Annotated in this window: 21 protein-coding genes; 14 read left to right on the top strand and 7 right to left on the bottom strand. The window is 67.5% G+C overall.

All coding sequences use genetic code 11. The features are described from left to right. Window positions 1-7 precede the first annotated feature (7 nt). Window positions 8-1,057, bottom strand: coding sequence for a LacI family DNA-binding transcriptional regulator (locus ABMA10_RS18095; protein ID WP_431030771.1), 1,050 nt, complete (start codon window positions 1,055-1,057; stop codon window positions 8-10). Between the two features lie 295 nt (window positions 1,058-1,352). Here ABMA10_RS18095 and ABMA10_RS18090 point away from each other — a divergent pair, with 295 nt between their 5' ends. The 3 genes from ABMA10_RS18090 to ABMA10_RS18080 all read left to right on the top strand — a co-directional run bounded on the left by ABMA10_RS18090 (window position 1,353) and on the right by ABMA10_RS18080 (window position 4,897). Then, on the top strand, window positions 1,353-2,663 hold the full coding sequence (locus ABMA10_RS18090) for an ABC transporter substrate-binding protein (protein ID WP_347869233.1): 1,311 nt from the start codon (window positions 1,353-1,355) through the stop codon (window positions 2,661-2,663). A 129-nt stretch (window positions 2,664-2,792) separates the two neighbouring features. Beyond that, window positions 2,793-3,926, top strand: coding sequence for a carbohydrate ABC transporter permease (locus ABMA10_RS18085; RefSeq protein WP_347869234.1), 1,134 nt, complete (start codon window positions 2,793-2,795; stop codon window positions 3,924-3,926). Beyond that, a complete protein-coding gene (locus ABMA10_RS18080) occupies window positions 3,923-4,897 on the top strand; it encodes a carbohydrate ABC transporter permease (protein ID WP_347869235.1) in 975 nt (324 codons plus the stop codon). The genes ABMA10_RS18085 and ABMA10_RS18080 overlap by 4 nt, the downstream gene beginning before the upstream one ends. 252 nt (window positions 4,898-5,149) lie before the next feature. Here ABMA10_RS18080 and ABMA10_RS18075 read toward each other — a convergent pair whose 3' ends face one another. Beyond that, window positions 5,150-6,043, bottom strand: coding sequence for a DUF559 domain-containing protein (locus tag ABMA10_RS18075; RefSeq protein WP_347869236.1), 894 nt, complete (start codon window positions 6,041-6,043; stop codon window positions 5,150-5,152). Window positions 6,044-6,294: 251 nt separating this feature from the next. On the opposite strand from ABMA10_RS18075, the gene ABMA10_RS18070 reads away from it, so the two are divergent. The 6 genes from ABMA10_RS18070 to ABMA10_RS18045 all read left to right on the top strand — a co-directional run bounded on the left by ABMA10_RS18070 (window position 6,295) and on the right by ABMA10_RS18045 (window position 14,231). Continuing rightward, window positions 6,295-8,178 (top strand): ABC transporter ATP-binding protein, encoded by a 1,884-nt coding sequence (locus ABMA10_RS18070; protein WP_347869379.1) that lies wholly within the window; start codon window positions 6,295-6,297, stop codon window positions 8,176-8,178. Between the two features lie 156 nt (window positions 8,179-8,334). After that, window positions 8,335-10,524 (top strand): adenylate/guanylate cyclase domain-containing protein, encoded by a 2,190-nt coding sequence (locus ABMA10_RS18065; RefSeq protein ID WP_347869237.1) that lies wholly within the window; start codon window positions 8,335-8,337, stop codon window positions 10,522-10,524. Beyond that, on the top strand, window positions 10,521-11,942 hold the full coding sequence (locus tag ABMA10_RS18060; protein ID WP_347869238.1) for a mechanosensitive ion channel domain-containing protein: 1,422 nt from the start codon (window positions 10,521-10,523) through the stop codon (window positions 11,940-11,942). The genes ABMA10_RS18065 and ABMA10_RS18060 overlap by 4 nt, the downstream gene beginning before the upstream one ends. Before the next feature lie 39 nt (window positions 11,943-11,981). Continuing rightward, the gene (locus tag ABMA10_RS18055) at window positions 11,982-12,635 is read left to right on the top strand and encodes a GntR family transcriptional regulator (protein WP_347869239.1); all 654 of its coding nucleotides are present in this window, start codon (window positions 11,982-11,984) and stop codon (window positions 12,633-12,635) included. Window positions 12,636-12,772: 137 nt separating this feature from the next. Continuing rightward, the gene (locus ABMA10_RS18050) at window positions 12,773-13,561 is read left to right on the top strand and encodes an aquaporin (RefSeq protein ID WP_347869240.1); all 789 of its coding nucleotides are present in this window, start codon (window positions 12,773-12,775) and stop codon (window positions 13,559-13,561) included. A gap of 160 nt (window positions 13,562-13,721) precedes the next feature. Further along, a complete protein-coding gene (locus ABMA10_RS18045) occupies window positions 13,722-14,231 on the top strand; it encodes a hypothetical protein (RefSeq protein ID WP_347869241.1) in 510 nt (169 codons plus the stop codon). A gap of 122 nt (window positions 14,232-14,353) precedes the next feature. Here the strand turns inward: ABMA10_RS18045 and ABMA10_RS18040 are convergent, their stop codons facing one another. The 3 genes from ABMA10_RS18040 to ABMA10_RS18030 form a co-directional block, all read right to left on the bottom strand. Beyond that, window positions 14,354-14,563: an antitoxin gene (locus ABMA10_RS18040; protein WP_347869242.1), complete on the bottom strand. Its 210-nt coding sequence runs from the start codon at window positions 14,561-14,563 to the stop codon at window positions 14,354-14,356. Between the two features lie 120 nt (window positions 14,564-14,683). Further along, complete coding sequence (locus tag ABMA10_RS18035; RefSeq protein ID WP_431030770.1) at window positions 14,684-15,469, bottom strand: DUF305 domain-containing protein; 786 nt, start codon at window positions 15,467-15,469, stop codon at window positions 14,684-14,686. Window positions 15,470-15,472: 3 nt separating this feature from the next. Further along, a complete protein-coding gene (locus tag ABMA10_RS18030) occupies window positions 15,473-16,177 on the bottom strand; it encodes a DUF3105 domain-containing protein (protein ID WP_347869244.1) in 705 nt (234 codons plus the stop codon). A 144-nt stretch (window positions 16,178-16,321) separates the two neighbouring features. On the opposite strand from ABMA10_RS18030, the gene ABMA10_RS18025 reads away from it, so the two are divergent. Then, window positions 16,322-17,596, top strand: coding sequence for an Nramp family divalent metal transporter (locus ABMA10_RS18025; RefSeq protein WP_431030769.1), 1,275 nt, complete (start codon window positions 16,322-16,324; stop codon window positions 17,594-17,596). A gap of 74 nt (window positions 17,597-17,670) precedes the next feature. On the opposite strand, the gene ABMA10_RS18020 is transcribed toward ABMA10_RS18025, so the two are convergent. Further along, complete coding sequence (locus tag ABMA10_RS18020) at window positions 17,671-18,348, bottom strand: metal-dependent transcriptional regulator (RefSeq protein WP_347869246.1); 678 nt, start codon at window positions 18,346-18,348, stop codon at window positions 17,671-17,673. A 178-nt stretch (window positions 18,349-18,526) separates the two neighbouring features. Here ABMA10_RS18020 and ABMA10_RS18015 point away from each other — a divergent pair, with 178 nt between their 5' ends. The 4 genes from ABMA10_RS18015 (at window position 18,527) to ABMA10_RS18000 (ending at window position 23,298) form a co-directional block, all read left to right on the top strand. Continuing rightward, window positions 18,527-18,832, top strand: coding sequence for a hypothetical protein (locus ABMA10_RS18015; RefSeq protein ID WP_347869247.1), 306 nt, complete (start codon window positions 18,527-18,529; stop codon window positions 18,830-18,832). 194 nt (window positions 18,833-19,026) lie between these two features. Further along, window positions 19,027-20,391 (top strand): cystathionine beta-synthase, encoded by a 1,365-nt coding sequence (locus ABMA10_RS18010; RefSeq protein ID WP_347869248.1) that lies wholly within the window; start codon window positions 19,027-19,029, stop codon window positions 20,389-20,391. A 141-nt stretch (window positions 20,392-20,532) separates the two neighbouring features. Further along, on the top strand, window positions 20,533-21,741 hold the full coding sequence (locus ABMA10_RS18005; RefSeq protein WP_347869249.1) for a cystathionine gamma-synthase: 1,209 nt from the start codon (window positions 20,533-20,535) through the stop codon (window positions 21,739-21,741). Window positions 21,742-21,972: 231 nt separating this feature from the next. After that, entirely contained in the window at window positions 21,973-23,298 is a 1,326-nt protein-coding gene (locus tag ABMA10_RS18000) for an APC family permease (RefSeq protein ID WP_347869250.1), read from the top strand. On the opposite strand, the gene soxR is transcribed toward ABMA10_RS18000, so the two are convergent. After that, window positions 23,240-23,758: a redox-sensitive transcriptional activator SoxR gene (soxR, locus tag ABMA10_RS17995; protein ID WP_431030768.1), complete on the bottom strand. Its 519-nt coding sequence runs from the start codon at window positions 23,756-23,758 to the stop codon at window positions 23,240-23,242. The genes ABMA10_RS18000 and soxR overlap by 59 nt on opposite strands. Window positions 23,759-23,845: the final 87 nt, after the last annotated feature.

Here is a 23,845-nt window from a genome sequence, read left to right as displayed (position 1 = left end):
GCACCGCTCATTCGATGGGGTCGGGGCGGGTCGTCGTCTGACGGATGACGAGACGCGTCGGCCACTGCACCTCGGCGAGCTCGCGTCGCGAGTCGTCGGTCAGGGTTCCGTGGCTGCGAGGGGTGTCCTCGAGCTGTTCGAGCAGGATCTCGACGGCTCTGGCGCCCTGGGCACGCGGCTGCTGCTCGAAGGTCGTGAGGGCGAACATCTCCGCATAGGAATGGCCGTCGATGCCGATCACCGACAGCTCGGCGGGCACCGTGATACCGAGGCGTCTCGCGGCGATGATGATGCCGATCGCGACCTCGTCCGTCGATGCGAAGACCGCGGTCGGCCTGATCCGGGCGTCGCGGAGCAACTGCGCTGCCGCCTCATAGCCCCCGGGGAGCGAGTGCACGGCAGGCAGCACATGCAGCGACGAGGTGAGTCCGGCTTCCTCCATGGCGGCCAGATAGCCGGCGAGCCGTCTGCCGTGGACGGTGTCGGTCTGGAGCTCGGCGTCATGCCCCGTGATATGGGCGATCCGCGTGTGGCCGAGCGTGATGAGGTGCTCGGTCGCCTCGCGTCCGAGTGCCTGGTCGTCGATGTTGATCGCGTGTGCGCCGCGGATGTTGCCACCGATCGCGACGAGCGGCCGCGGACTCGTGACCAATCGGGCGATCTCGTCCTGCGATGCCTCGATGCCGATCGAGATCATGCCGTCGAACCGCTTGTTCGCGAGGTAGGAGTCGAAGATGCGGCTCCGCTCGGAGGAGTCCGGCGGCAGATGGTAGAGCGTCAGGTCGTAGCCACGTGCGCGAAGTGCGCTCTCGGCACCCTCGAGCACTTCGCCGAAGTACCAGCGGTTGAGGAACGACGTGATGACCCCGATGGCGAGCGTCCGTCCCGTCGAGAGGCTCGACGCGATGGGGGAGGCCACGTAGCCGATCGTGGTCGCGACCTGGACCACCCGTTCGCGCGTCTCGGCGGACACGTAACCCCGACCCGTCAGGGCGCGTGACGCGGTCGCTTTGGAGACGCCCGCGAGGGCTGCGACATCGCTGATTGCGCCGCTCATGGTGTCTCCCTCCGTTGGGTAGCACCACCATAGCGAATCTGGAACGGACCTGGAACCAAAACCTGTGAGAGACACGTCACGGCTGGAACACGATTCCGCCGCGCTTGGCGGAAATCTCGTGGGAGCGCTCTCACTGTCTATTTCGTTATGTTCTCAGGCTTGCATCCTTCGCCCGGGTGAAGTACTTTGACGCATGGAAACGGTTCCGCATCATGGTCCGGTTCCGCACCAGAGCATCACGGAACGCCCAACCCTGACGGGCGTCCACCTGCAGCACTCAATGAGGAGGACACAGATGAGTTTCATTCGGACCCGCCGGACGGCCCTGCCGTTGGCCGTCCTTGCCGTCGCGGGCGTCGCGCTCACCGCCTGTTCAGGCGGTTCGGGCAGTGGCGGTGGCGACGACGACAAAACCGTCACCATCTACGGCACGATCGCCGACACCGAGGCGGAGCTGCTCGAGCAGAGCTGGGCCGACTTCGAGAAGGAAAGCGGCATCACGATCAAGTACGAGTCCTCCAAGGAGTTCGAGTCGCAGATCGGTATCCGCGCCCAGGGCGGCAACCCGCCCGACCTCGCGATCTTCCCGCAGCCCGGCCTCCTGGCCGACCTCGCCAAGCGCGACTACCTGAAGCCGGCACCGGACGCCGTCAAGGCGAACATCGAGAAGTACTGGTCCAAGGACTGGGCGGCCTACGGCACCGTCAACGACACCGTCTACGGCGCACCGCTCATGGCGAGCGTCAAGGGCTTCGTCTGGTACCAGCCGAAGAAGTTCGCCGAGTGGGGTGTCGAGGTTCCCAAGACCTGGGACGAACTGCTCGCCGTGACCAAGACCATCCAGGAGAAGACGGGCGCAGCTCCCTGGTGCGCCGGCTTCGGCTCCGGCGACGCGTCCGGCTGGCCCGGCACCGACTGGGTCGAAGACCTCGTCCTGCGCCAGCAGGGCCCTGACGTCTACGACGACTGGGTGGCCAACAAGGTGAAGTTCACCGACCCGAAGATCGCTGAAGCGTTCGACTCGGTCGGCGAGATCCTCAAGAACCCGGAATACGTCAACGCCAGCTTCGGTGACGTGACCTCGATCAACTCGACCGAGTTCGGCGATGCCGCTCCGGCGCTCGCCTCGGGTGCCTGCGCACTGCACCACCAGGCCTCGTTCTTCTCCGGCTTCCTCGAGGACGCCGGCGCGACCGTCGCACCCGATGGTGACGTGTGGGCCTTCGTGACCCCCGGCATCACCGAGGGCGACACCGCGGTCACCGGCGGTGGCGAGATCGTCGGCGCGTTCAGCGACGACGAGAGCACCGTCAAGGTCCAGGAGTACCTGTCGAGCCCCGAGTGGGCGAACAACCGAGTCAAGCTGGGCGGCGTCATCTCCGCCAACAACGGCCTCGACCCGGCGAACGCCTCCACGCCGATCCTCAGCCAGGCGATCGAGATCCTGCAGGACAAGAACACCACGTTCCGCTTCGACGCCTCCGACCTGATGCCCGGTGCCGTCGGCGCCGGAACCTTCTGGAAGGGCGTGGTCAACTGGATCAACGGCGACGAGACCGACCAGGTCCTCAAGGACATCGAAGCCGGTTGGCCGTCCGAAGAGTGATCGTGAACCGCACCGACTGAACCGAGCGCGGGAGCGCCGGGAGTGGACAACCACCCCGGCGCTTCCGCCTCGGTCGTGTCGCCGGTCACCCGTCACCCAGGGTCCACTGTCGTACTCGAAAGGCTAGCTATGTCTGGTTTCCTCAACTGGTTGGGCGCACTCCCGCCGCTCGCCCAGATTCCGATCGTCGTCATCGCCTTCGGGCTCGTGGTGGCACTGCTGCTGTTCTTCGTGGACATCGCTCCACGCAAGGGCACCGTCTACACGGTCATCCGCCTCGCCTTCTGCGTCGTGGTGCCCGTCGTGGTCGTCCTCTTCTTCGGCTCGTTCCTGTGGGCCGCCGCCGTCGCCGCCGTCCTCGGTGGCGTCCTCTTCCTCCTCGACTATCGCTCGAAGAAGGGTGTCGGCTACCTCGTGCAGCTCGTCGGCTTCCTCGCGCCGGCCTTCCTGCTGCTGCTCATCGGCCTCATCCTGCCGACGATCAACACGACGATCGCCGCGTTCATGTCCGCGTCGGGCAAGAACTTCGTCGGTCTGAACAACTTCGTGTGGCTGTTCACCCAGCCGAGCGCCATCCGCACCATCGTCAACACCATCATCTGGGTGCTCCTCGTGCCGACACTGTCGACGGCATTCGGACTCGCCTACGCGGTGTTCATCGACAAGTCCCGTGGCGAGAAGTACTTCAAGATCCTCGTGTTCATGCCGATGGCGATCTCCTTCGTCGGTGCGTCCATCATCTGGCGCTTCATCTACGCCTACCGTGAGGCGGGCGCCACGCAGATCGGTCTGCTCAACCAGATCGTCGTGTGGTTCGGCGGCACCCCGGTGCAGTGGTTGCAGAACGAGCCGTGGAACACCCTGTTCCTGATCGTGGTGCTCATCTGGGTCCAGACCGGTTTCGCGATGGTCGTATTGTCCGCGGCCATCAAGGGTGTGCCCACCGAGCAGATCGAAGCCGCCGAGCTCGACGGCACCAACGGGTGGCAGCGGTTCACGAACGTCATCGTCCCCGGGATCCGTTCCTCGCTCGTCGTCGTCGTGACCACCATCTCGATCGCCTCGCTTAAGGTCTTCGACATCGTCCGCACCATGACCGCCGGCAACAACGGCACCTCGGTCATCGCGAACGAGATGTACACCCAGTTCAAGAACTTCGAGAACGGCCGGAGCGCGGCGTTCGCCGTGATCCTGTTCATCCTCGTGCTGCCGATCGTCATCTACAACGCCCGGCAGATCAAGAAGCAGAGGGAGATACGATGAGTGCCGTGACCCCGATCGAGCTACCGCTCGACGATGCGACCAAGCAGCAACTGGAGAAGGGCGAACGCGGCATCGAAGCCGCAAGCAAGCGCACGAAGAAGCGGCTCACCAGCCGCGGGGCGACGATCGCCGCGGTGATCATCGCGGTGCTGTGGACAGTGCCGACCTTCGGGCTGTTCGTCTCGTCGTTCCGACCCGAGCAGCAGGTGAAGACCACCGGTTGGTGGACGCTCTTCTCCGACTTCCAGGTCACCATCGACAACTACGTGCAGGTGCTGCAGGCGGGTAACTCGACGCTGAACCTCGCGGGTTCGTGGATCAACTCGATCGCGATCGCCATCCCGGCGACCCTGATCCCGTTGGTGGTCGCGAGCCTCGCCGCGTACGCCTTCGCGTGGATCGACTTCCGTGGCAAGAACTTCCTGTTCATCATGGTGTTCGCGCTGCAGGTCGTGCCGATCCAGATGGCGCTCGTGCCGTTGCTGTCGACGTTCTCCCGTGGGCTGAACGTCTTCGGACTCCAGGTCGGCGAGGGCCTGGACGCGAGCGGGACGTTCGCGCAGGTGTGGATCGCCCACACGATGTTCGCGTTGCCGCTCGCGATCTTCCTGCTGCACAACTTCGTCGCGGAGATCCCTGCGGAGGTCATCGAGGCCGCCCGCGTCGACGGTGCCGGTCACGGGCAGATCTTCTTCCGGATCGTGCTTCCGCTGACGATGCCGGCTATCGCGTCGTTCGCGATCTTCCAGTTCCTGTGGGTGTGGAACGACCTGCTGGTCGCCCTCATCTTCGCGGACGGTGAGGTCGCGCCGATCACGAAGCTGCTGGCCGAGATCACGGGTACCCGCGGCAACGAGTGGCACCTGCTGACCGCCGGTGCGTTCGTCTCGATCCTCGTGCCGCTCGTGGTGTTCTTCGCCCTGCAGCGCTACTTCGTCCGCGGCCTGCTGGCCGGTTCGACGAAGGGCTGACGCGCGGCCGGTCGATCGACAGCGTCGTCGGTGCAGGACTGCCCGGGAGCACATGCTCCCGGGCAGTCCTGCGTCCGGGCCTGCGCAACCCCCCGGTTCTGTGTTGATCTTTCTCAGGATGGCCTCGGTGTGTCGGGCCACTGGCTCCTGAGAACGGATCGACACGCCGCCGGTGTCCTGAGACAGGTCAATGGGTGGAGGGAATGGGTGGAAGCGCAGGAGGGCGGGGAAGGAGCAGGTCGGCTCGGGTGGTTAGCGAACGGTCGGAGGACCGAGTTCCAGCGCGGCACGGACAGCGCCGAGGACTGCGTACCAGTCGTTCATTACCATCCGATAGGTGAATCGCAGCACCCGGTACCCACGGATCGCCAGCATGGCGTCACGCCATCGATCCTGTTCATGCGCGTCCGCAGTGTCATGGAACTCCCGTCCGTCCCACTCGACGACCAGCCAATCGTCGATGATCTCGTCGACTCTGCCGACGCCCGGGACCTCGACCTGATGCACGCCGCTGATACCGGCCTGCTCCAATCTGATCCGGCCGATGCTCTCGAGGAAGCTCTCACACCCTGGTTCCAATCGGGGCAGCGCGCGTGTCCGTTCGACCGGCAAGGACGCCAGCCAATCGGTGAGGCTTGCGCTCATCGTCGGCTCCCGACGCATGAATGAATCGAGCACCGCACCTACGACCTCGGGAGGCTGGCACCCGACGACATGCGCGACGACCACCTGCCGGCTCGCGATGAGGAGCGGCGTGAGGTCGCCGCGTCCGGGAATGACGACCACATCATCCCAATGCAGGATGGTGTCGTCTCGGTCCTGCGCTGGCGGGTGGTCGCGCCGGTCGTCGCGAGCACGGAGCCGGCCGGCGTTCGGCGGCACGGCGACATGCAGCCGGGACGACGTCGGGGTCGCCCATCCGAACCAGGCCGCCGCCGACACACAGCTCAGCCGGCCACCGACGCGCACCGCTTCGACGATGGGTGGTGGTGCGGTCGGTTCGGCATACCAGGCGCGCTTCACGCGGATGAGCGTGCCGACTTCGACGGCGTGTCGAAGCGCATGCTTGGAGTAGCCCCGCATCCGCAACTGGTGGACCGTCGCGATGCCGTGTGCGGGGCGGAGCGCGAGCGTGTGACCGGTCATCCTCCGATCCTCGGCGCATTCGGTCGGAGGCGCGGAGCCGGACGCCGACCTGTGGACACCTCCACCGCGCCTCGTCGCTGTGGAGGACCCATCTCAATTCGACCTCTTGCAGGATGCTCCCGGCGTGTCGAGTCGCTGGCTCCTGCAATGGGACGGACGCGCCGACCCCGTCCTGAGAAAGGTCAATGGGTTGGACGACGGGGGCGGAGGACGGGGAGGACGGTGGGCGGGGATAGGGTGGCGGAATGAGCATGCATCCAGGTCCGCGGGGCGGGGCAACCGGCGGCGGGGGCGGACCCCGAGGTGGCGGACGGGTCAGCGGCGGCGACGCCGACGCGCAGAAGGCACTCAACGCTGAAGCCCCCAAGATCCCCGATCTCGGCAAACGCATCGTCGCGCTGTTCGTCCCGTTCAAAGCGAAGATCATCCTCACGATGGTGCTCGTCGTCGCCGGTGCGGCCCTCGCCGTCATCCCGCCGCTGCTCGTGAAGCAGGCGTTCGACGTCGGGCTGTTCCCGACCGACGGCGGAGCCCCGAACCTCCTCGCACTCGCCGAGATCGTCGGCGCCATGGTCGCACTGTTCGTCATCGCTGCATTGCTCGGCGTGTGGCAGACCTACCTCACGGCGACCGTCGGCAACAGCGTCATGGGTGCACTGCGCATCAAGCTGTTCTCGCAGCTGCAGGCGATGGAACTGAGCTTCTTCACGAAGACGAAGACGGGCATCATCCAGTCGCGGCTGCAGAACGACGTCGGCGGTGTCGCCAACGTGCTGACCAACACGGTGTCGAGCGTGCTCGGCAACACCGTCACCGTCATCTCCGCACTCGTCGCGATGCTCATCCTCAACTGGCAGCTGACGATCGTCGCGCTCATCCTCATGCCGATCCTCGTGATCGCCCAGCGCCGCGTCGGTCAGGTCCGCGCACGCATCGCGACGAAGACGCAGGAGTCGTTGTCGGAGATGACCGCGATCACGCAGGAGGCGCTGAGCGTCTCCGGTGTCCTGCTCGCCAAGAGCTTCAACCGACAGGAGACCGAGGTCGAGCGCTACAGCGCCGAGAACCGGACCCAGATCCGCCTGCAGGTCAGCCAGGCGATGAGCGGTCAGTGGTTCTTCGCGATGGTGAACATCTTCCTGTCCTCGATCCCAGCGATCGTCTACCTCGTCGCCGGGTACCTGATCACCGGCGGTGCGGTCGACGTGACGGCCGGGTCGATCGTCGCGTTCACGACCATTCAGGCCCGACTCCTCTTCCCACTCATGGGCGTCATGCGTGTCGCACTCGACCTGCAGACCTCCGGCGCACTGTTCGCCCGCATCTTCGAGTACCTCGACCTGAAGCCCGCCATCGCCGACCGGCCGGGCGCCATGCCGCTGCCGCCCGCCACACCCGAGATCCGCTTCGACGACGTCACGTTCCGCTACGCCGATGCCCCGGCCGACTCGACGCCGACCCTGGACGGTGTCTCCTTCACCATCGAACCGGGCCAGTTCGCGGCGTTCGTCGGCCCGTCAGGGGCCGGCAAGACGACGATCTCGTACCTCATCCCGCGATTCCAAGAGGTGTCGGGCGGCCGGGTCACGGTTGCAGGAGCCGACGTCCGGGACGTCACGCAGGCCTCGCTCGTCTCCCGCATCGGCATCGTCAGTCAGGAGACCTACCTGTTCCACGCGACGATCGCGGAGAACCTCCGGTACGCGAAGCCCGACGCGACGCTCGAGGAACTGGAGGCGGCCTGCCGCGCAGCCAACATCCACGACTCCGTGATGCGGTTCGAAGACGGGTACGACACGATCGTCGGCGAGCGGGGCTACCGATTGTCGGGTGGCGAGAAGCAGCGCATCGCCATCGCCCGGGTTCTCCTGAAGGACCCCGAGGTGCTGATCCTCGACGAAGCGACGAGCGCGCTCGACACCATCTCGGAACGGGTCGTGCAGGTGGCGCTCGACGACGCGACCCGCGGCCGGACGACCGTCTCCATCGCCCACCGACTCTCGACGGTCGTCCACGCGGACGTCATCTTCGTCCTCGACGGCGGACGGATCGTCGAACGCGGCACCCACCAGGAGCTGCTCGCGGGCGGTGGTGTGTACGCGACGCTCTACGCGCAGCAGGCCGTCACCGTCTGATCCGACGAGCGTGCCGAGCCCGAGGCAAGGTTTCGGTCTCATGAATTCGCATTGTCCAACCATTGTGGGCTTGTGAACGGTGTGGCTAGAGTGACAGCCATCGTGCCCCTCCGACGGGGGTGACGGTTGTTGCTGCACCGAATAGGGGATTCGCCGATGACTGCAGAACCGACCGCTCCGCCCATCCCGTCTGCACCGTCGTCCACTGTCCCGTCGCGAGGACTCGGCCGCGGACGAATCGGTCGCCCCGGCTTCAGCATCCAGTCGAAGCTGTTGGTCATGCTGCTGCTCGTCAGCGTCGGTGCGTCCGTCGTAACCGGGATCGTCGGTTATCTCTCCGGGAGCGAATCGTTGCGCCAGGCGTCGTTCGAGCGGCTCACCGAGCTCCGCGAGTCCCGGGCGCGGGAGATCACGAACTATTACCAGCAGACCGCGGACTCACTCGTGGTCTACACCCGTGGCACCACCGTCGTCGACGCGATGAACGGCTTCCACAACGCCTTCCACGAGCTCGAGGAACAGCCGGTCGATCCCGCACGCGCGGCAACGGTCGAGTCGTTCTACACGGACACCTTCGCTCCCGCCCTCGCGGAGCGCACCGGCGACGCGATCGAACCCGCAGCCTTCATCCCGAAGACCCCGGCGCAGACGTACCTGCAGTCGGTGTACACCCCTCAAGACTTCGACTACGACGCGGCGATCCAGGTCGACGATGCCGGTGACGGCAGCACCTGGTCGGCCGTGCACGCGACCTACAACGACTACTTCCGTGAGATCATCAACCGCTTCGGCTACGAGGACGCACTGCTGATCGATGACGAGGGCGACGTGGTCTACAGCGCCTACAAGGGACCCGACCTCGGCACCAACGTCCTGACGGGTCCATACAAGGGCGGTGTGCTGGAAGACGGGTTCAACGCGGCGCTCCGCTCGAATGCCGTGGACTACACCGGCATCACCGACTTCGAGCGGTACCAGCCGTCGCTGAACGTGCCGACGCAGTGGATCTTCTCACCAGTCGGTCAGGGTGGCCGCGTGGACGGCGTGATGGCGCTGCAGGTGCCGATCGAACAGATCAACACGATCATGACGAGCGACGGCGACTGGAAGACGGATGGCCTCGGTGACACCGGCGAGACGTACCTCGCAGGCCCCGACGAGCTGATGCGCTCGACCTCGAGGCTGCTGATCGAGGACCCCGAGGCGTACCTGAAGCAGTCGGTCGCCGCTGGCACCCCGCCGCAGGACGCGCAGCGGGCCGTCGACGTCGCCGGCACGATCGAGATCCAGCCGACGCGCACGACCTCCGTGGAACGAGCGTTGGCCGGCGAGACGGGCACCTTGATCGGGCCGGGCTATCTGGGTGGGGAGAACCTCACCGCGTACATGCCGCTCGAGATCGACGGGCTCCAATGGGTGCTCGTCGCCCGGATCGACTCGGCCGAGGCGTTCGCCCCCGTCACCGACTTCACACGTAACCTGATCATCTCGGTGCTGGCGATCATCGTGGTCGTCTCACTGCTGTCGCTCGTGCTCGCGCAGGTGTTCGCGCGGCCGGTGCGGGCACTGGTGGGCGCCGTGCGGAGAGTCGCGGCCGGTGACTACTCGACCGAGGTGCCGAACACGAGGCGCGATGAGTTCGGCGATCTGGGTATGGCGTTCAACGACATGAGCCGGAGCCTCCGGCTGAAGCAGGAGCTGATCGACGAGCAGCGGGCGGAGAACGAGAAGCTGCTCCTGACCCTGATGCCGGCCTCGGTCGCCAAGCGGTACAAGGAGGGTGAGGAGACCATCTCCGAGGTCCACCAGGACGTGTCGGTCATCTTCGCGGACCTGGTCGGCTTCGACGACCTCACCAGAGGACTCGACTCCGAGCACGAGCTGTCCCTCCTGAACGGGCTCGTGCGGTCCTTCGACGAAGCCGCCGAGCGGCTCGGCATCGAACAGGTCAGGACGCTTCGGGAGGGCTACCTCGCGAGCTGCGGGTTGATCGTGCCGCGGGTCGACAACGTCCGCCGGACACTCGACTTCGCGCTCGAGATGCGCGCGATCGTCGACCGCTTCAATGCGCAGCACAAGGCGAGCCTGACCCTGCGGGTGGGAGTCGACGCCGGTATCGTGACGAGTGGTCTCGTCGGCCGGACGAGCATGGCGTACGACATGTGGGGCGACGCGGTGAGCCTCGCCAACCGGGTGCAGACGGTGTCGGGCCAGCCAGGCATCTTCGTCAGTCAGCGGGTCCGGGACCGCATGCAAGACACGGTGACCTTCGAATCCGCAGGCACCATCGAGACCCGCGACGGCGAGCAGACCGTGTGGCGGGTCACCTCGGGGACGAACGCATGACCGAGGTGTGGCAGGAACCGTGGTTCCCGTGGGCGCTCGGGCTCGCGATCGGCATCCCGGTCCTACTCATCGTGCTCACCGAACTGCTCGGCGCCCTCGTCAGGCGCCGGAGCGCCGCCGCCAAGCCGGTCAGGCTGCTGCGCAACTACGTCGTCCCCGTCGGTGCGATCTTCGGACTCATCGTGCTCGCGACCGCCCGCTCCGACGACTCGACGTGGGTGCGCATCATCGGGACGCTGCTCGGCTTCCTCGTCATCCTGCTGATCCTGTCGGCGTTCAACGTCGCCCTGTTCAGCAACGCCGAGGAGGGCACCTGGCGCAGTCGGATCCCGTCGATCTTCGTCGATCTCGCACGTCTCGCGCTCATCCTCGTCGGTCTCGCGATCCTGTTCTCCTGGGTGTGGGGCGCCGACATCGGCGGGCTCATCACCGCCCTCGGCGTCACGTCCATCGTCATCGGCCTCGCGCTGCAGAACGCGGTCGGCGGCGTGATCTCCGGGCTGCTCCTGCTCTTCGAGCAGCCGTTCAAACTCGGCGACTGGCTCGACACCGGGAGTGCGCGGGGCCGGGTCGTCGAGGTGAACTGGCGAGCCGTGCACCTCGACACCGGCAACGGCATTCAGATCGTGCCGAACGCCGCGCTCGCGACGTCGTCGTTCCGCAACCTCAGTCAGCCGGTCGGTGCCTACACGGCCGACGTGGAGGTGAAGTTCTCCACCGATGATCCGCCCGACGACGTCCTCCGACTGCTCCGCGACGTCGCGGAGAGCATGCCGACGCTCGAACAGGGAGAGCGGCCGTCGGCCTCGTACCTCGGAGCTGCGGCCTATTCGGTGACGCTTCCCGTGTCCGGTCCGTCCAGTTCCGACGCGGCCGTCGCGCTCTTCCGGTCCTGGCTCTGGTACGCAGCCCGGCGACGCGGACTCGCGCTCGACGGCGACGACTCCGATCCGATCTCCACCCCGGAGCGACTCCGCGAGGCGATCATCTCCATCGCGCCGACGTTGCACGCGAAGGAGGCCGACTACGACACGCTCGCCGCCTCGTGCACGCTCGAGCGGTACGGCCCGGGGGAGACGGTGCAGCAGGCCGGCGTCATCCCCGACGAGATGAGGTTCCTCATTCGGGGCGGTGTCCATCTCGCGGTCCCGACGAAGGACGGACTCATCACCTTCCAACGTCTCGATGCGGGAGACTTCATCGGCCAGACCGCGCTCACACGGGAGGTCGCCATGGCTGCTGCGATCGCGGACGGCACGACCCTCGTCATGCGGATGCCGCTCGCGACGATCGATCAGCTCGTCCGCACCCGGCCACGCCTCGCCCAGGAGATCGGTGCGTCGATCGACAACAAGCACAAGCAGGCGCAGGCCGCCCTCGCGGAGGCCGGCATCGTGCGCGGTACGATCAGCCGATAGCCCGGACGCCGACGGGCGACGTGAGTGAGAGCGAGACGCATGCCGATCCCCGACGGTGAGCCGCTGACGCCTCGAGTCCCCCTGCGGCAGACGACGGCCGATCGGATCCGGGCCGCGATCTACGACGGCACGCTCCAGTCCGGTGAGCTGTTGATCGACCAGGAGTTGCAGGACTGGCTCGGTGTCTCCCGCGCGCCGGTCCGCGAGGCGCTGCACGAACTCGAGCGCGTCGGCCTCGTCGAGATGGTCCCACAGCGCTACACGCGGGTCGCGCAGCCGCGACCGGAGGACCGCACCGCGGTGCTGCAGACCGTCGGAGCCCTGGTGGGCGGCGTGGTCAGGGTCACGGTGCCGACGCTCAGTCCTGGACAGCGCGCCGAGCTCATCGCCTTCGTCGAGCACACGATGGCCACGGTCGAGGCCGAGGATGCCGATGGCCACGGGCGGAGCGTCTGGGGACTCGTCGACCGTCTCCTGAAGCACTGCCAGAACCCGATCCTCGTGAGCGCGACGAAGGACGTCATCGGCGCACTCGTGTACCGGCTGTCTGTCACGCGGAACGTGGAGACGACCGCCTGGGAGGATCTGCGCGTCGGGTACCCGCATCTGCGCGAGGCGATCGCCTCGGGTGACGCGGTGGGAGCAGAGCTCGCTGTCGAGCACATCTTCCGCCTGCAGACGCCGCTGGAATAGCCTCGATCGACCGGACACACGGCGAAACGCTGCTCGAAGCTCTGTTCACACCGCATTCCCCGGGAATAGTCTGGCCGGGACGCGGTCGTCACCAGACGACCGCGTCCCTGTTTCCCGCCTGAACGAGATGAGTCCAGATGTCTTCACCCGAAGTCCCACCCTCCGTCGAACCGACGACTGCGGCGCAGCTCCTCGCCGAAGTCGCCGGAACCTTCCTGTTGGTCTTCGGGCTCGTCGGCACTGCGACGTTCTCCGCGTTCTTCGGGGCCGAGACGTCCAACCCGCTCGGTGTCGGTTTCCTCGGTGTCGCGATCGCGCTCGGCCTCACGGTCACGATCGGCGCCTACGCCTTCGGCCCCATCTCCGGTGGACACTTCAACCCTGCTGTGACGCTCGGACTCGCGGCTGCCGGTCGATTCCCGTGGCGCGCGACCTGGACGTTCATCGTCGCCCAGCTGGTCGGTGCATTCCTCGGGGCGCTCGCGGTCTTCGGCCTGGCCGCTGGTGGGCCGGACGGCTTCCTCGACGCGGCCGTCGCCGGTGGATTCGTCTCCAACGGTTTCGGTGAGCTCTCGCCAGGCGGGTTCGGTCTCGTCTCGGCGATCGTGGTCGAGGTCATCATCACCGCCGTCTTCCTGTTCGTCATCCTCGGGGTCACCCACACACGCGCCGCTGCGGGCTTCGCACCCATCGCCATCGGTGGCACGCTGACGCTCCTGCTGCTCATCGCGATCCCGATCGACAACGCCTCGATCAACCCGGCGCGCTCCATCGCGACCGCGATCTTCGGCGGGGGCGACTGGCTTGCGCAGGTGTGGGTCTTCATCGTTTTCCCGATCATCGGCGCCCTCATCGCCGGCTTCAGCTACAAGCTGCTGTTCGACGGTACGAGGCCTGCCGCGGCGAGGCCGGTCGCGAACCGCTGACCCGTCGCTGCTCGACACCCCGTCTGCTCAGGCAGGCGGGGTGTTCTGCGTTCCCAGCAGGCTGCGCACCCCGCGAACGCGGGCAACCCGCATTGGGGGACGCGATTTCTTCGCCGACCGAGCAAGCTGGGAGTTCGAACGCCACATCCTTGGAGGGGCGATGACGATGACCGAACCCGACGCCCCCGCGAACGCAGGGGACGCGCGGCCGTACCCGGACCGTGCCGGATCCGACGCGCCCCTCCCGCAGGAGGTGGCATGGGAACTCCTGCGCGAAGCACTCGTGCAGGACTTCATCGATGATCTGCCGAAGCCGGTGCGTACTGCTGAGCTCGCTGCCAGGCTGCATGTGAGCCGAGCCTCCCTCATGACGAACATCCGACGGGGGAACGTCACGGCGACGCGTCAGGCGGGGCGGTGGGAGATCGACACGGTCGCCAGCCGAACCTACCTGCGCTCGGCGATCCTGAGCCTCGGCGACCGTCGGAGGAGCCTGAGCGGTGTCGACGAGGACCGTTCCGCGAACGTGCAGCTCACCCTCAGCGGCCGGGCGTCGGAAGTCCTCTCCGACCTCATGAACGACACCCATCTGTCGGCGCCGGAACTCGTCGCGATCGCACTCGACCGTTTCCGGACCGCGACCGGCGAATCACCGGCCGACGAAGCCTGATCCGGGCAGTGCCTCCGACGTCCGGGCCTTGCGTCAGCCGTCCGACCCGCTGAGGGCGCACGAGGAACGGCCGATCGAGCGCTGAACGCTGGACCGACCGTTCCCTCGTCGGTGGGTCAGGACTACTCGGTGCCGACGGCCTTGTCGGCGGCGTCGCGTGCGCCGTCGATCTGCTCGTCGAACTTGCCCCCGGTGACCTTCTTGGCGGCGTCGGCGACACCGCCGAGCAGCTTGTCGCTGATGTCCTCGGCCTGCTCGCTCTTGAGCGCGTCCTTGACCTTGTTGTCGTTCAGGAAATCCTGAGCCTTCTTGGTGATGTCTTCGAGTGCCATATCCTGCTCCTCTTCATCAGCCCCATTTGGGCATATGGCTCATTCTTGAGCCTCGGCGACCGTTCTCGCTAGACCCAGTTGGGCGAATGTCCGATTGCACCCTGGCGCGATCGGCACCGATCAGTCGGCGAGGGCGACCGGGCCACCGCGGTCGTCGAGCATGCCCGTCATGAGGTCGATCTCGGCCTCCTGGCTGGCGATGACGGCCTTCGCGAAGGACAGCGCTGCGGCGTTCGTGGTGCGCGGTTCCAACGCTTCGGCCATCTCGATGGCACCCTGATGGTGCGCGATCATGAGGGTGAGGAAGACGCGTTCCGCCTCGGGGCCGTCCGCCGCCGTGAGCCAGGCGATCTGGCCGGGCGTCGCCAGGCCCGGCATCGGATCGCCGGGGGTGTGCGAGCCGGTGGACGCGGGGTCGCCTCCGCCGTGTGCGTGCCCGGTGGCGCCGGCGAGTGTCGGCAGGGTCATCCAGGTCATGTCGGGCTGGCGGGAGTTCTGCGGCAGGCCCCATTGGACGAGCCAGTCGTAGAGTTGGCCGGACTGCTGGGCCTGAGTTGTCGCGATGTCGTATGCGAGGGTGCGTACGTCGACGCTGTCGGTGCGATCACGGATGAGCATCGCGAGTTCGACACCCTGGTTGTGGTGCACCTGCATGTCGCGTGAGAAGCCGGCTTCGGCGCTCTCGGTCGTCGGGGTCGGATGGTCGAGCGTGCTCAATCGGCCGACGGAGAAGCCGATGACCGCAGCGACGACGATCGCCACGACGGCCATGGCCGCGATGACGACCCTGGTGCGGCTGGAGCCGTCCGAGGAACGCTCGGCGTCGAAGGCCGCCAACTCCTCGTCGGTGACGTCGTCGTCGACGGGATCGACGCCGGCATCACCGATCGAGGAGTTGGCGGTCATCGATCAGACCTTGCCTGGTCCGTCGATCGCGCCGGTGCAGGCTGCTCCGGGCTCCGGGACGTTGTTGCTCTTCCAGAACTCCTCGAAGAAGTCCGCGATGCGCGCATCGCTCGCATTGTTGACCTGGAGCTGCGAGTTCCACCCGCTCAGGACGATCGGCGACGGCAGATCGGACTGAGGGGAGAGGACGACGTACGTCTTCGGCAGCAGCTCCTTGAGCTTCGTCAGTTCGGCGTCGGAGATGGACGGGTCGTAGGTGACCCAGATCGCGCCGTGCTCGAGCGAGTGCACGGCGTTCTCGTCGACCTGCTCCTCGGTGTAGATGCCGCAGTTCAACCAGTACTGGTTGTGCGGTCCACCGGCGGGCGGGTTCTGCGGGTAGTCGACGGTGCCCTCGACGTGCTCGGAGGTGTTCTCGAACAGCGCCACACCGGCGATGTCGGTGCCGGTGCCGGTGCCACCGCCTGAGTAGGTGGCGTTCTTCGGGAGCGTGAGGACGACGCTCGTCACGAGGACGGCGATGACCGCGACGCCGCCGACGACAGCTGCCCAGACGCCGATCCGCTTGTTGCGGTTCTTCCGCTTCTGCGCCTGCTTGAACGCGGCGACCTTGGCCTGGCGCTGCGCTTCGCGCTCCTGCTTGACGCTCTGCTGCTTCACTGCCGGCGGGACGGGGGTGCCCTTCGGGCGGTCTGATGCGGGGGTCACGTTGGGCCTCTCGAAAAGTTGTATGCGTAACTATCGAAGCAGAGAGGAATCGGGGCGCTTTCCAGGCGTCTGCGATGTGCAGAGGATTCTCAGCCTCATCCAAGCAGGAACCGGGTAAAAGCAAGTGTTAGGGCCATCTAACAAATGCGCATAGCTTGCGCTAACGTTGCGGACGTGACCACTGAGACCGCCGCTCCACCTATCGCGCCCCGTCGTGGCCCCCGCCTCCTCTTCCTGCTGGGACCCGCCTTCGTCGCCGCCATCGCCTACGTGGACCCAGGGAATGTCGCCGCGAACCTCACGGCCGGTGCGCAGTACGGCTACCTCCTCGTCTGGGTGCTCGTCGCAGCGAATGCGATGGCCGTGCTCGTGCAGTACCTCTCCGCGAAGCTCGGCCTCGTCACCGGGCAGAGCCTGCCGGAACTGCTCGGCACGAGGCTCCGCAACGGCCCGCGCCGCCTCTACTGGGCCCAGGCGGAACTCGTCGCAGCCGCAACCGACCTCGCCGAGGTGATCGGCGGCGCCGTCGCGCTGTACCTGCTCTTCGGGATACCGCTCGTGCTCGGCGGCGTCATCGTCGGCGTCTTCTCGATCGTGCTGCTCGCCGTCCAGAACTGGTACGGCCAGCGACACTTCGAGTTCGCGATCCTGGCGTTGCTCGCCATCATCGCGGTCGGCTTCCTCGCCGGACTGTTCGTGAGTCCGGTCGACTGGAGCGCTGCTGCCGGTGGGCTCGTCCCGCGATTCGAAGGGACCGCGACGGTGCTGCTCGCCGCGAGCATGCTCGGTGCGACGGTGATGCCGCACGCGATCTACCTGCACTCGTCACTCAGCCGCGATCGGCACGGCGTGCAGACCTCGGACGGTGCGATCCGGCGCCTCATCGTCGCGACGCGCTGGGATGTCGCCGCGGCGCTCGTGCTCGCAGGGGCGGTCAACATCGCGATGCTGCTGCTCGCCGCGGCCTCACTCAGCGGCGTCGACGGCACCGACTCCATCGAGGGCGCTCATGCGGCGATCACCGTGGCGCTCGGGCCGGTCATCGGCGTGATCTTCGCGATCGGGCTGCTCGCGTCGGGACTCGCGTCGACCTCGGTCGGGGCATACGCCGGAGCATCGATCATGGGCGGGTTGCTGAAGGTGCGCATCCCGCTGCTCGTGCGCCGTGTCGTCACGCTCATCCCCGCCCTGGTGATCCTCGGGGCCGGGATCGATCCGACGACCGCGCTCGTGCTCAGCCAGGTCTTCCTGAGCCTCGGGATCCCATTCGCGCTCATCCCGCTCGTGAAGTACACGGGAGACCGTCGCATCATGGGCGTCCATGTCGACGCGACCGTGACCCGGGTGTTCGCGTGGGTCGTCGTCGCGCTGATCGTCGCCTTGAACGTCGCACTCATCGTGCTGACGCTCGCCGGTTGAGAGCCCTCACTCCGCACAACCGTCCGATCTGCTCGATCGCACCGACCCGACCGACGAGAGCGAATGCCACAGACTCAGGCCGTGACGGTGACCCAGACGGCGTCGGCAGCGATGCGTCCCAGCGTGAGGCGCAAACCGGTGTCGGTGAGGAGCAGTTCGAGCTCTCCGGCGAAGGCGCGGTGGGCGTCGACCATGAGCCGGGTGTCGAGCACGATGCCGAGGGAACCCATGTGGCGGAGTGTCTCGGGGTCCGCATCCGAGATGCGGCAGACCGTGAGTGCGGTGTCGGCGGGCGCAAGACTCAGCTGCATCGCGTCCGGCCGGTGCGGTGTGCCGTCGGCCGAGGGGATCGGGTCACCGTGCGGGTCGCGGATCGGGTGCCCGAGCGCCGCGTCGATGCGCTCGATCATCGTGTCGCTCGCAGCGTGCTCGAGGATCTCCGCCTCGTCGTGCACCTCGTCCCAGCCGTATCCGAGCATCTCGACGAGGAACGTCTCGATGAGGCGGTGCCTGCGGACCATCGCGACGGCGTGCGCGCGGCCGGCCTCGGTCAGCTCGATGCTGCCATAGGGCTCGTGCACGACGAGATCCTGCGCGGCGAGCCGTTTGACCGCATCGGAGGCGGTGGCCGGTCGGACGCCCATCCGTTCCGCGAGCTGCTTGACGGTGGCTGACTCGTCGGCCCATTCGGACGTCGTCCAGATGGTCTTCAGATAGTCCTGGGAGACGGGGGAGAGGCCGGAGACGGACATCCCATCAGTCTACGGAGCGCACCACTCCTCCATCACGCGGTCATCCGCCTGTCACCGCCCGTTCAGGTCCCCCTGGCAGAATGGGCGGCAGCACCCCCGAACGGGGCACCCGGCTGCTACTGTCGAGGTTCCGATCAGGCGGATCATCCGGTCCTCCCTCCGACGCGAAGGTGACGCGATGCCTCAGGCGCTCAGCACGTCGACCGCACGACTGGAATCCAGTGCGCGCGCGACGCTCGAGCTCGTCGCTGCCGCCATGGCCGGCGAAGGACACCTCGATGCCGCTGAGCGGTCCACCGGGTCGCGCCACCGCGCTGCGGAAGTCCGGCTGCGGCGCCTGCCCGCGATCATCGTCGTGCTCCTGCTCTCGGCCGTCGTGCTCGTCGGGATCGGCGTCGCGTTCGTCTTCGCGGTCGTCACCCGCCTGCTCGCGACCGCGGTCTCAGCGCTGAGCTCCAGGCAGCACCTCGTCGCGCTCCGCTGAGCGCCTCCGCCGCGTCTGCCTCATCGGGCTGCGGTCCGCAATCGCGCCAGGTAGGGTGGACGTCATGCGTCTCCGCCTGTCGTGTTCCTGCTGTCCCCGCTGAACCGCCCCTCGGGCACCCCTCAGCCGGTCCAGCCATTCGGTGACGCACGCGAGAGTCGTGCGGTGACGCACCACAGGAACAGATTGCAGACATGAACTACGCAGACTCCATCCTCGATCTCATCGGGAACACGCCCCTCGTCAAGCTCAACAAGGTGACCGAGGGCATCGCGGCCACGGTGCTCGTCAAAGTCGAGTACTTGAACCCGGGCGGATCGTCGAAGGACCGCATCGCGACGCGCATCATCGACGCCGCAGAGGCATCAGGGCAGCTCGGGCCCGGCGGCACGATCGTCGAACCGACCTCCGGGAACACCGGTGTGGGCCTTGCGCTCGTCGCCCAGCAGCGCGGCTACCGCTGCGTCTTCGTCCTGCCAGACAAGGTGGGCGAGGACAAGCGCAACGTGCTGACCGCCTACGGTGCCGAGATCGTCGTCACCCCGACGTCCGTCGCGCCCGAGGACCCCGACTCCTACTACAGCGTCTCCGACCGTCTCGCCGCGGAGATCCCCGGAGCATTCAAGCCGAACCAGTACGCGAACCCGAACGGGCCGCGCAGTCACTACGAGACCACGGGTCCCGAGATCTGGCGCGACACGGAGGGCGAGATCACGCACTTCGTCGCGGGCGTCGGCACCGGTGGCACCATCACCGGCACTGGCCGATTCCTCAAGGAGGCGTCCGGCGGCGGGGTGCGCATCATCGGCGCAGACCCCGAGGGTTCGGTCTACTCGGGCGGCACCGGTCGTCCCTACCTCGTGGAGGGCGTCGGCGAGGACTTCTGGCCGACCGCCTACGATCCCTCGATCCCGGACGAGATCATCGCCGTGAGCGATGCGGAGTCGTTCGCGATGACGCGGCGTCTCGCCCGGGAAGAGGGTCTCCTCGTCGGTGGTTCGAGCGGCATGGCCGTGGAGGCTGCGCTCGTCGCCGCCCGCGAGCTGCCGGCATCCGCAGTCGTCGTCGTGCTCCTGCCGGACGGCGGGCGCGGTTACCTCGGCAAGATCTTCAACGACTCGTGGCTGCAGTCCTATGGCTTCAGCGAGGTCGCGGACGACCGCACCGTCGGCGACATCCTCCGCGGCAAGCGCGGAGCGATGCCCGACCTCGTGCACGTGCACCCGAGCGACACCGTCCGCGAGGTCGTCGACGTCATGACCGAGTACGGTGTCTCGCAGCTGCCCGTCCTCAGCGCAGAGCCCCCGGTCGTCATGGGCGAGGTGGTCGGCGCGATCGACGAGGCGAGCCTCATGGACGCCGTGTTCAGTGGCGCTGCGAAGATGAACGACGCTGCGAGCGGGTTCATCGGCGATCCACTGCCCCTCATCGGCCTCGGTGAGTCGATCCCCGCGGCTCGTGCGGCGCTCGGCTCGGCACCGGCGTTCCTCGTCACCGACGGCGGCAAGCCGATCGGCGTCATCACCCGCCACGACCTGCTCACCTACCTGGCCAGCTGAGCGCGGTGTTCAGAATTCAGGGAATCCGGGCCGTCCGCGGGGGCCGATGTCCGATTTCCGCGTGTCCGCGGCTCGGCTGAGCCCACCTCCCCGCAACGTCCCTGAATTCTGCACGTCCCCACGAATCGAGAACAGCACACCATGAGCAAGCACGACCACGGTTTCGCCACCCGCAGCATCCACGCCGGGCAGGAGTCCGACCCCACCACGGGCGCGATCATCCCGCCGATCTACCAGACGTCCACGTTCGTCCAGGACGGCGTCGGCGAACTCCGCGGCGGATACGAGTACAGCCGCTCCGCGAACCCGACGCGGACCTCCCTCGAGACCCAGCTCGCGGCACTCGAGGGCGCGAAGCACGGCTTCTCGTTCGCCTCCGGCCTCGCGGCTGAGGACGCGCTCATCCGCACCGCACTGCGGCCCGGCGATCACATCGTCATCGGCAACGACGTCTACGGAGGCACCTACCGGCTCATCAACCGTGTGCACGGCGCCTGGGGCATCGAGCACACCGTCGTCGACCTCGGCGACCTCGCTGCCGTCGAGGCCGCGATCATCCCCGGCCGCACGAAGCTCCTGTGGGTCGAGACGCCGAGCAACCCGCTCATGAAGATCAGCGACATCGCGGCACTCGCGGCGCTCGCCCACCGCCACAACGTGCTCTCGGTCGTCGACAACACCTTCGCGTCGCCGGCCCTGCAGCAGCCGCTCGCGCTCGGTGCGGACATCGTCGTGCACTCCACCACGAAGTACCTCGGCGGGCACTCCGACGTCCTCGGTGGTGCCGTCATCCTCAACGACGACGAGCTCGCCGAGCAGCTCGGCTTCGTGCAGTTCGCCGCCGGCGCGGTCTCCGCTCCGCTCGACGCGTGGCTCACCACGCGTGGTATCAAGACGCTCGCGGTGCGCATGCGTCAGCACAGTGCGAACGCCCAGTCCATCGCCGAGCACCTCGAAGCTCACCCCGCCATCGAGCGCGTCTACTACCCCGGCCTGCCGAACCACCCCGGCCACGAGCTCGCCGCGCAGCAGATGTCAGGCTTCGGCGGCATGCTGTCGCTCGCGCTCGTCGGCGGCCCTGCGGCGGCGAAGCGCCTCGTCGAGAAGACGAAGCTGTTCGCGCTCGCAGAGTCGCTCGGCGGCGTCGAGTCGCTCATCGGTTTGCCGGCCGAGATGACGCACGCCTCGGTGAAGGGCACCGAGCTCGCCGTCCCCGAGAACGTCGTCCGGCTGTCGGTCGGCATCGAAGACGTCGCCGATCTCATCGCCGACCTCGACCAGGCGCTCGCCAAGGTCGTGAAGGCCTCGGCGAAGCAGGCCGAGAAACGCGAGAAGCAGCGCAAGCACTAGTCGCCGCACGCCACAGGCGGGTTCCCCAGCTCAGGACGGCCCCGGCGTGTCGCCTCATGTCCGGCTTGCAGGTGACCGACACGCCGCACCGTTCCTGAGTAAGGGGGAGATCCGGTGCTGGTCAGGCGGGCGAGACCGGGTTGGAGAGCGCGAGACGCTGTGGCGGGATATCGACGGTGAGCGACTGGACTGCCACTGCCGGATGTCGGCGGCTGCGGCCAGGATGAGGTCATGAGCATCGAGCGCACCCACCCCGTCGCGGACCCGCAGCTCGTCGCGCCCGTCGGTCACGGCTCGATCGGTCTCCTGCTCGGTTCGGCCCTGTACACGGCGGCGGTGCTCGGGACGGGGATCCTGCTGCTCCCTGCGCTCGCAGTGCAGGCTGCGGGTCCGGCTTCGCTCGTCGCAGTCGCAGCCGTCCTGCTGCTGTCGATCCCGCTCGCCGGGACCTTCGCGGCGCTCGCGTCCCGCCATCCCGACGCAGGCGGCGTCGCGACATACGTGCGGATGGCCCTCGGCCCCACCGCCGCCCGCATGACCGGGTACTGGTTCTTCTTCGGGGTCTGTGTCGGGTCCCCGGTCGTCGCGATGCTCGGCGCGCAGTACGTCGTCGCAGCCACAGGCGGCCCGGCGTGGTCGGCGTATCCCCTGGCGCTCGTGATCCTCGCGCCGCCGTTCACCGCGAACGCGTTCGGTCTCCGGCTCGCCGGACCGCTGCAGCTCGCGCTCACCGGTGCGCTCGTCGCCCTCGTGGTCGGCGTCGTGGGCTTCGCCGCTCCTGCCGTCGACGTCCGACGGCTCGAACCGTTCCTCCCGGACGGGTGGGCCGGCGTGGGGCTCGCGATCAGTCTGTACGTCTGGGCGTTCGCCGGTTGGGAGGCGGTGACCCACATCGCGGGCGAGTTCCGGAACCCGAAGCGCACGATCCCGTGGGCGACGGCCATCGCGATCACCGTCGTCGGCCTCGCCTACCTGTCGCTGCAGTTCGTGACGGTCACGGTGCTCGGTGAACGTGCCAGCTCGTCGACCGTGCCGCTCCTGGACCTCGTCGATGCGACCCTGCCCGGAGCCGGACGCACAGCGGTCGCGGTCGTCGCGGTGATCGTCGCCGTCGGGGTCCTCAACGCCTATGCCGGAGCCTTCGCGAAGTTGGGTGCCTCGCTCGGCCGCGACGGTGATCTCCCGCGCTGGTTCGCGAAGGGCGCGGAGAGCGGGGGAGTCCCGCGCCGAAGCCTCGCGCTCGTCGCGGTCCTCGCGCTGAGCTACCTGTCGGCCGTGTGGCTCACGGGTGGCGACCTCGAGCCGTTCGTGCTCATCCACACGAGCTCGATGGTCGCCGTCTACGCGCTCGGTGTGGTCGCGGCGCTCCGGATCCTCGAGCGGTGGTCCGTCGGCTGGTGGATGGCGCTGGTCTCCGCAGTGCTCGTCATCGGACTGCTCCTCCTCGCCGGTATCCACCTGCTGATCCCCTTCGCCTTCGCGGTGGTCGCGGTCGGTGTCACGGTCGCGAAGGGTCGTCGATCAGGGAGTTCCCCGGGTCGGGGTCAGGCGGAGTGATCGTCTGGTCAGTCCAGATGGTCGGGCCGTCGCCGCGGGCGCCACGGCTGTCCTCCGGATTCTGCAGGCTGCAGGTGCGCAGACTCAGACAGCCGCAGCCGATGCAGCTCGTGAGATCGTTCCGGAGATGCTGCAGGTCGGCGATCCGTGCATCGAGCTCGTCCCGCCAGACGTTCGACAGCCTCGCCCAGTCGCGCTTCGTCGGCGGACGGCCGTCAGGCAGGGTGGCGAGTGCCTCGGCGATGCGCGCGAGCGGGACCCCGACGCGCTGCGAGACCCGGATGAACGCGATGCGGCGGAGCGCCTCCCTGCGGTAGCGGCGCTGATTGCCTGCGGTGCGCTCGCTCGTGAGCAACTGCTGACGTTCGTAGTAATGGAGCGCCGAGATCGCGACCCCGCTGCGCTGCGAGAGTTCACCCACCGTCAGGAGCCGCGATCGCCCGCCGTCCAGCTGCACCATCCGTCGCCTCCGTGATCGTGGTCGGGTCCGCCGCGCTCCCGGATGATCTCGGAAGACGGGATCGAGCATCGGCTTGACCTCAACCAT

It is taken from the genome of Plantibacter sp. RU18, assembly GCF_050613355.1.
Lineage (GTDB): Bacteria > Actinomycetota > Actinomycetes > Actinomycetales > Microbacteriaceae > Plantibacter.
This window is presented reverse-complemented; position numbering and strand designations above follow the sequence as displayed.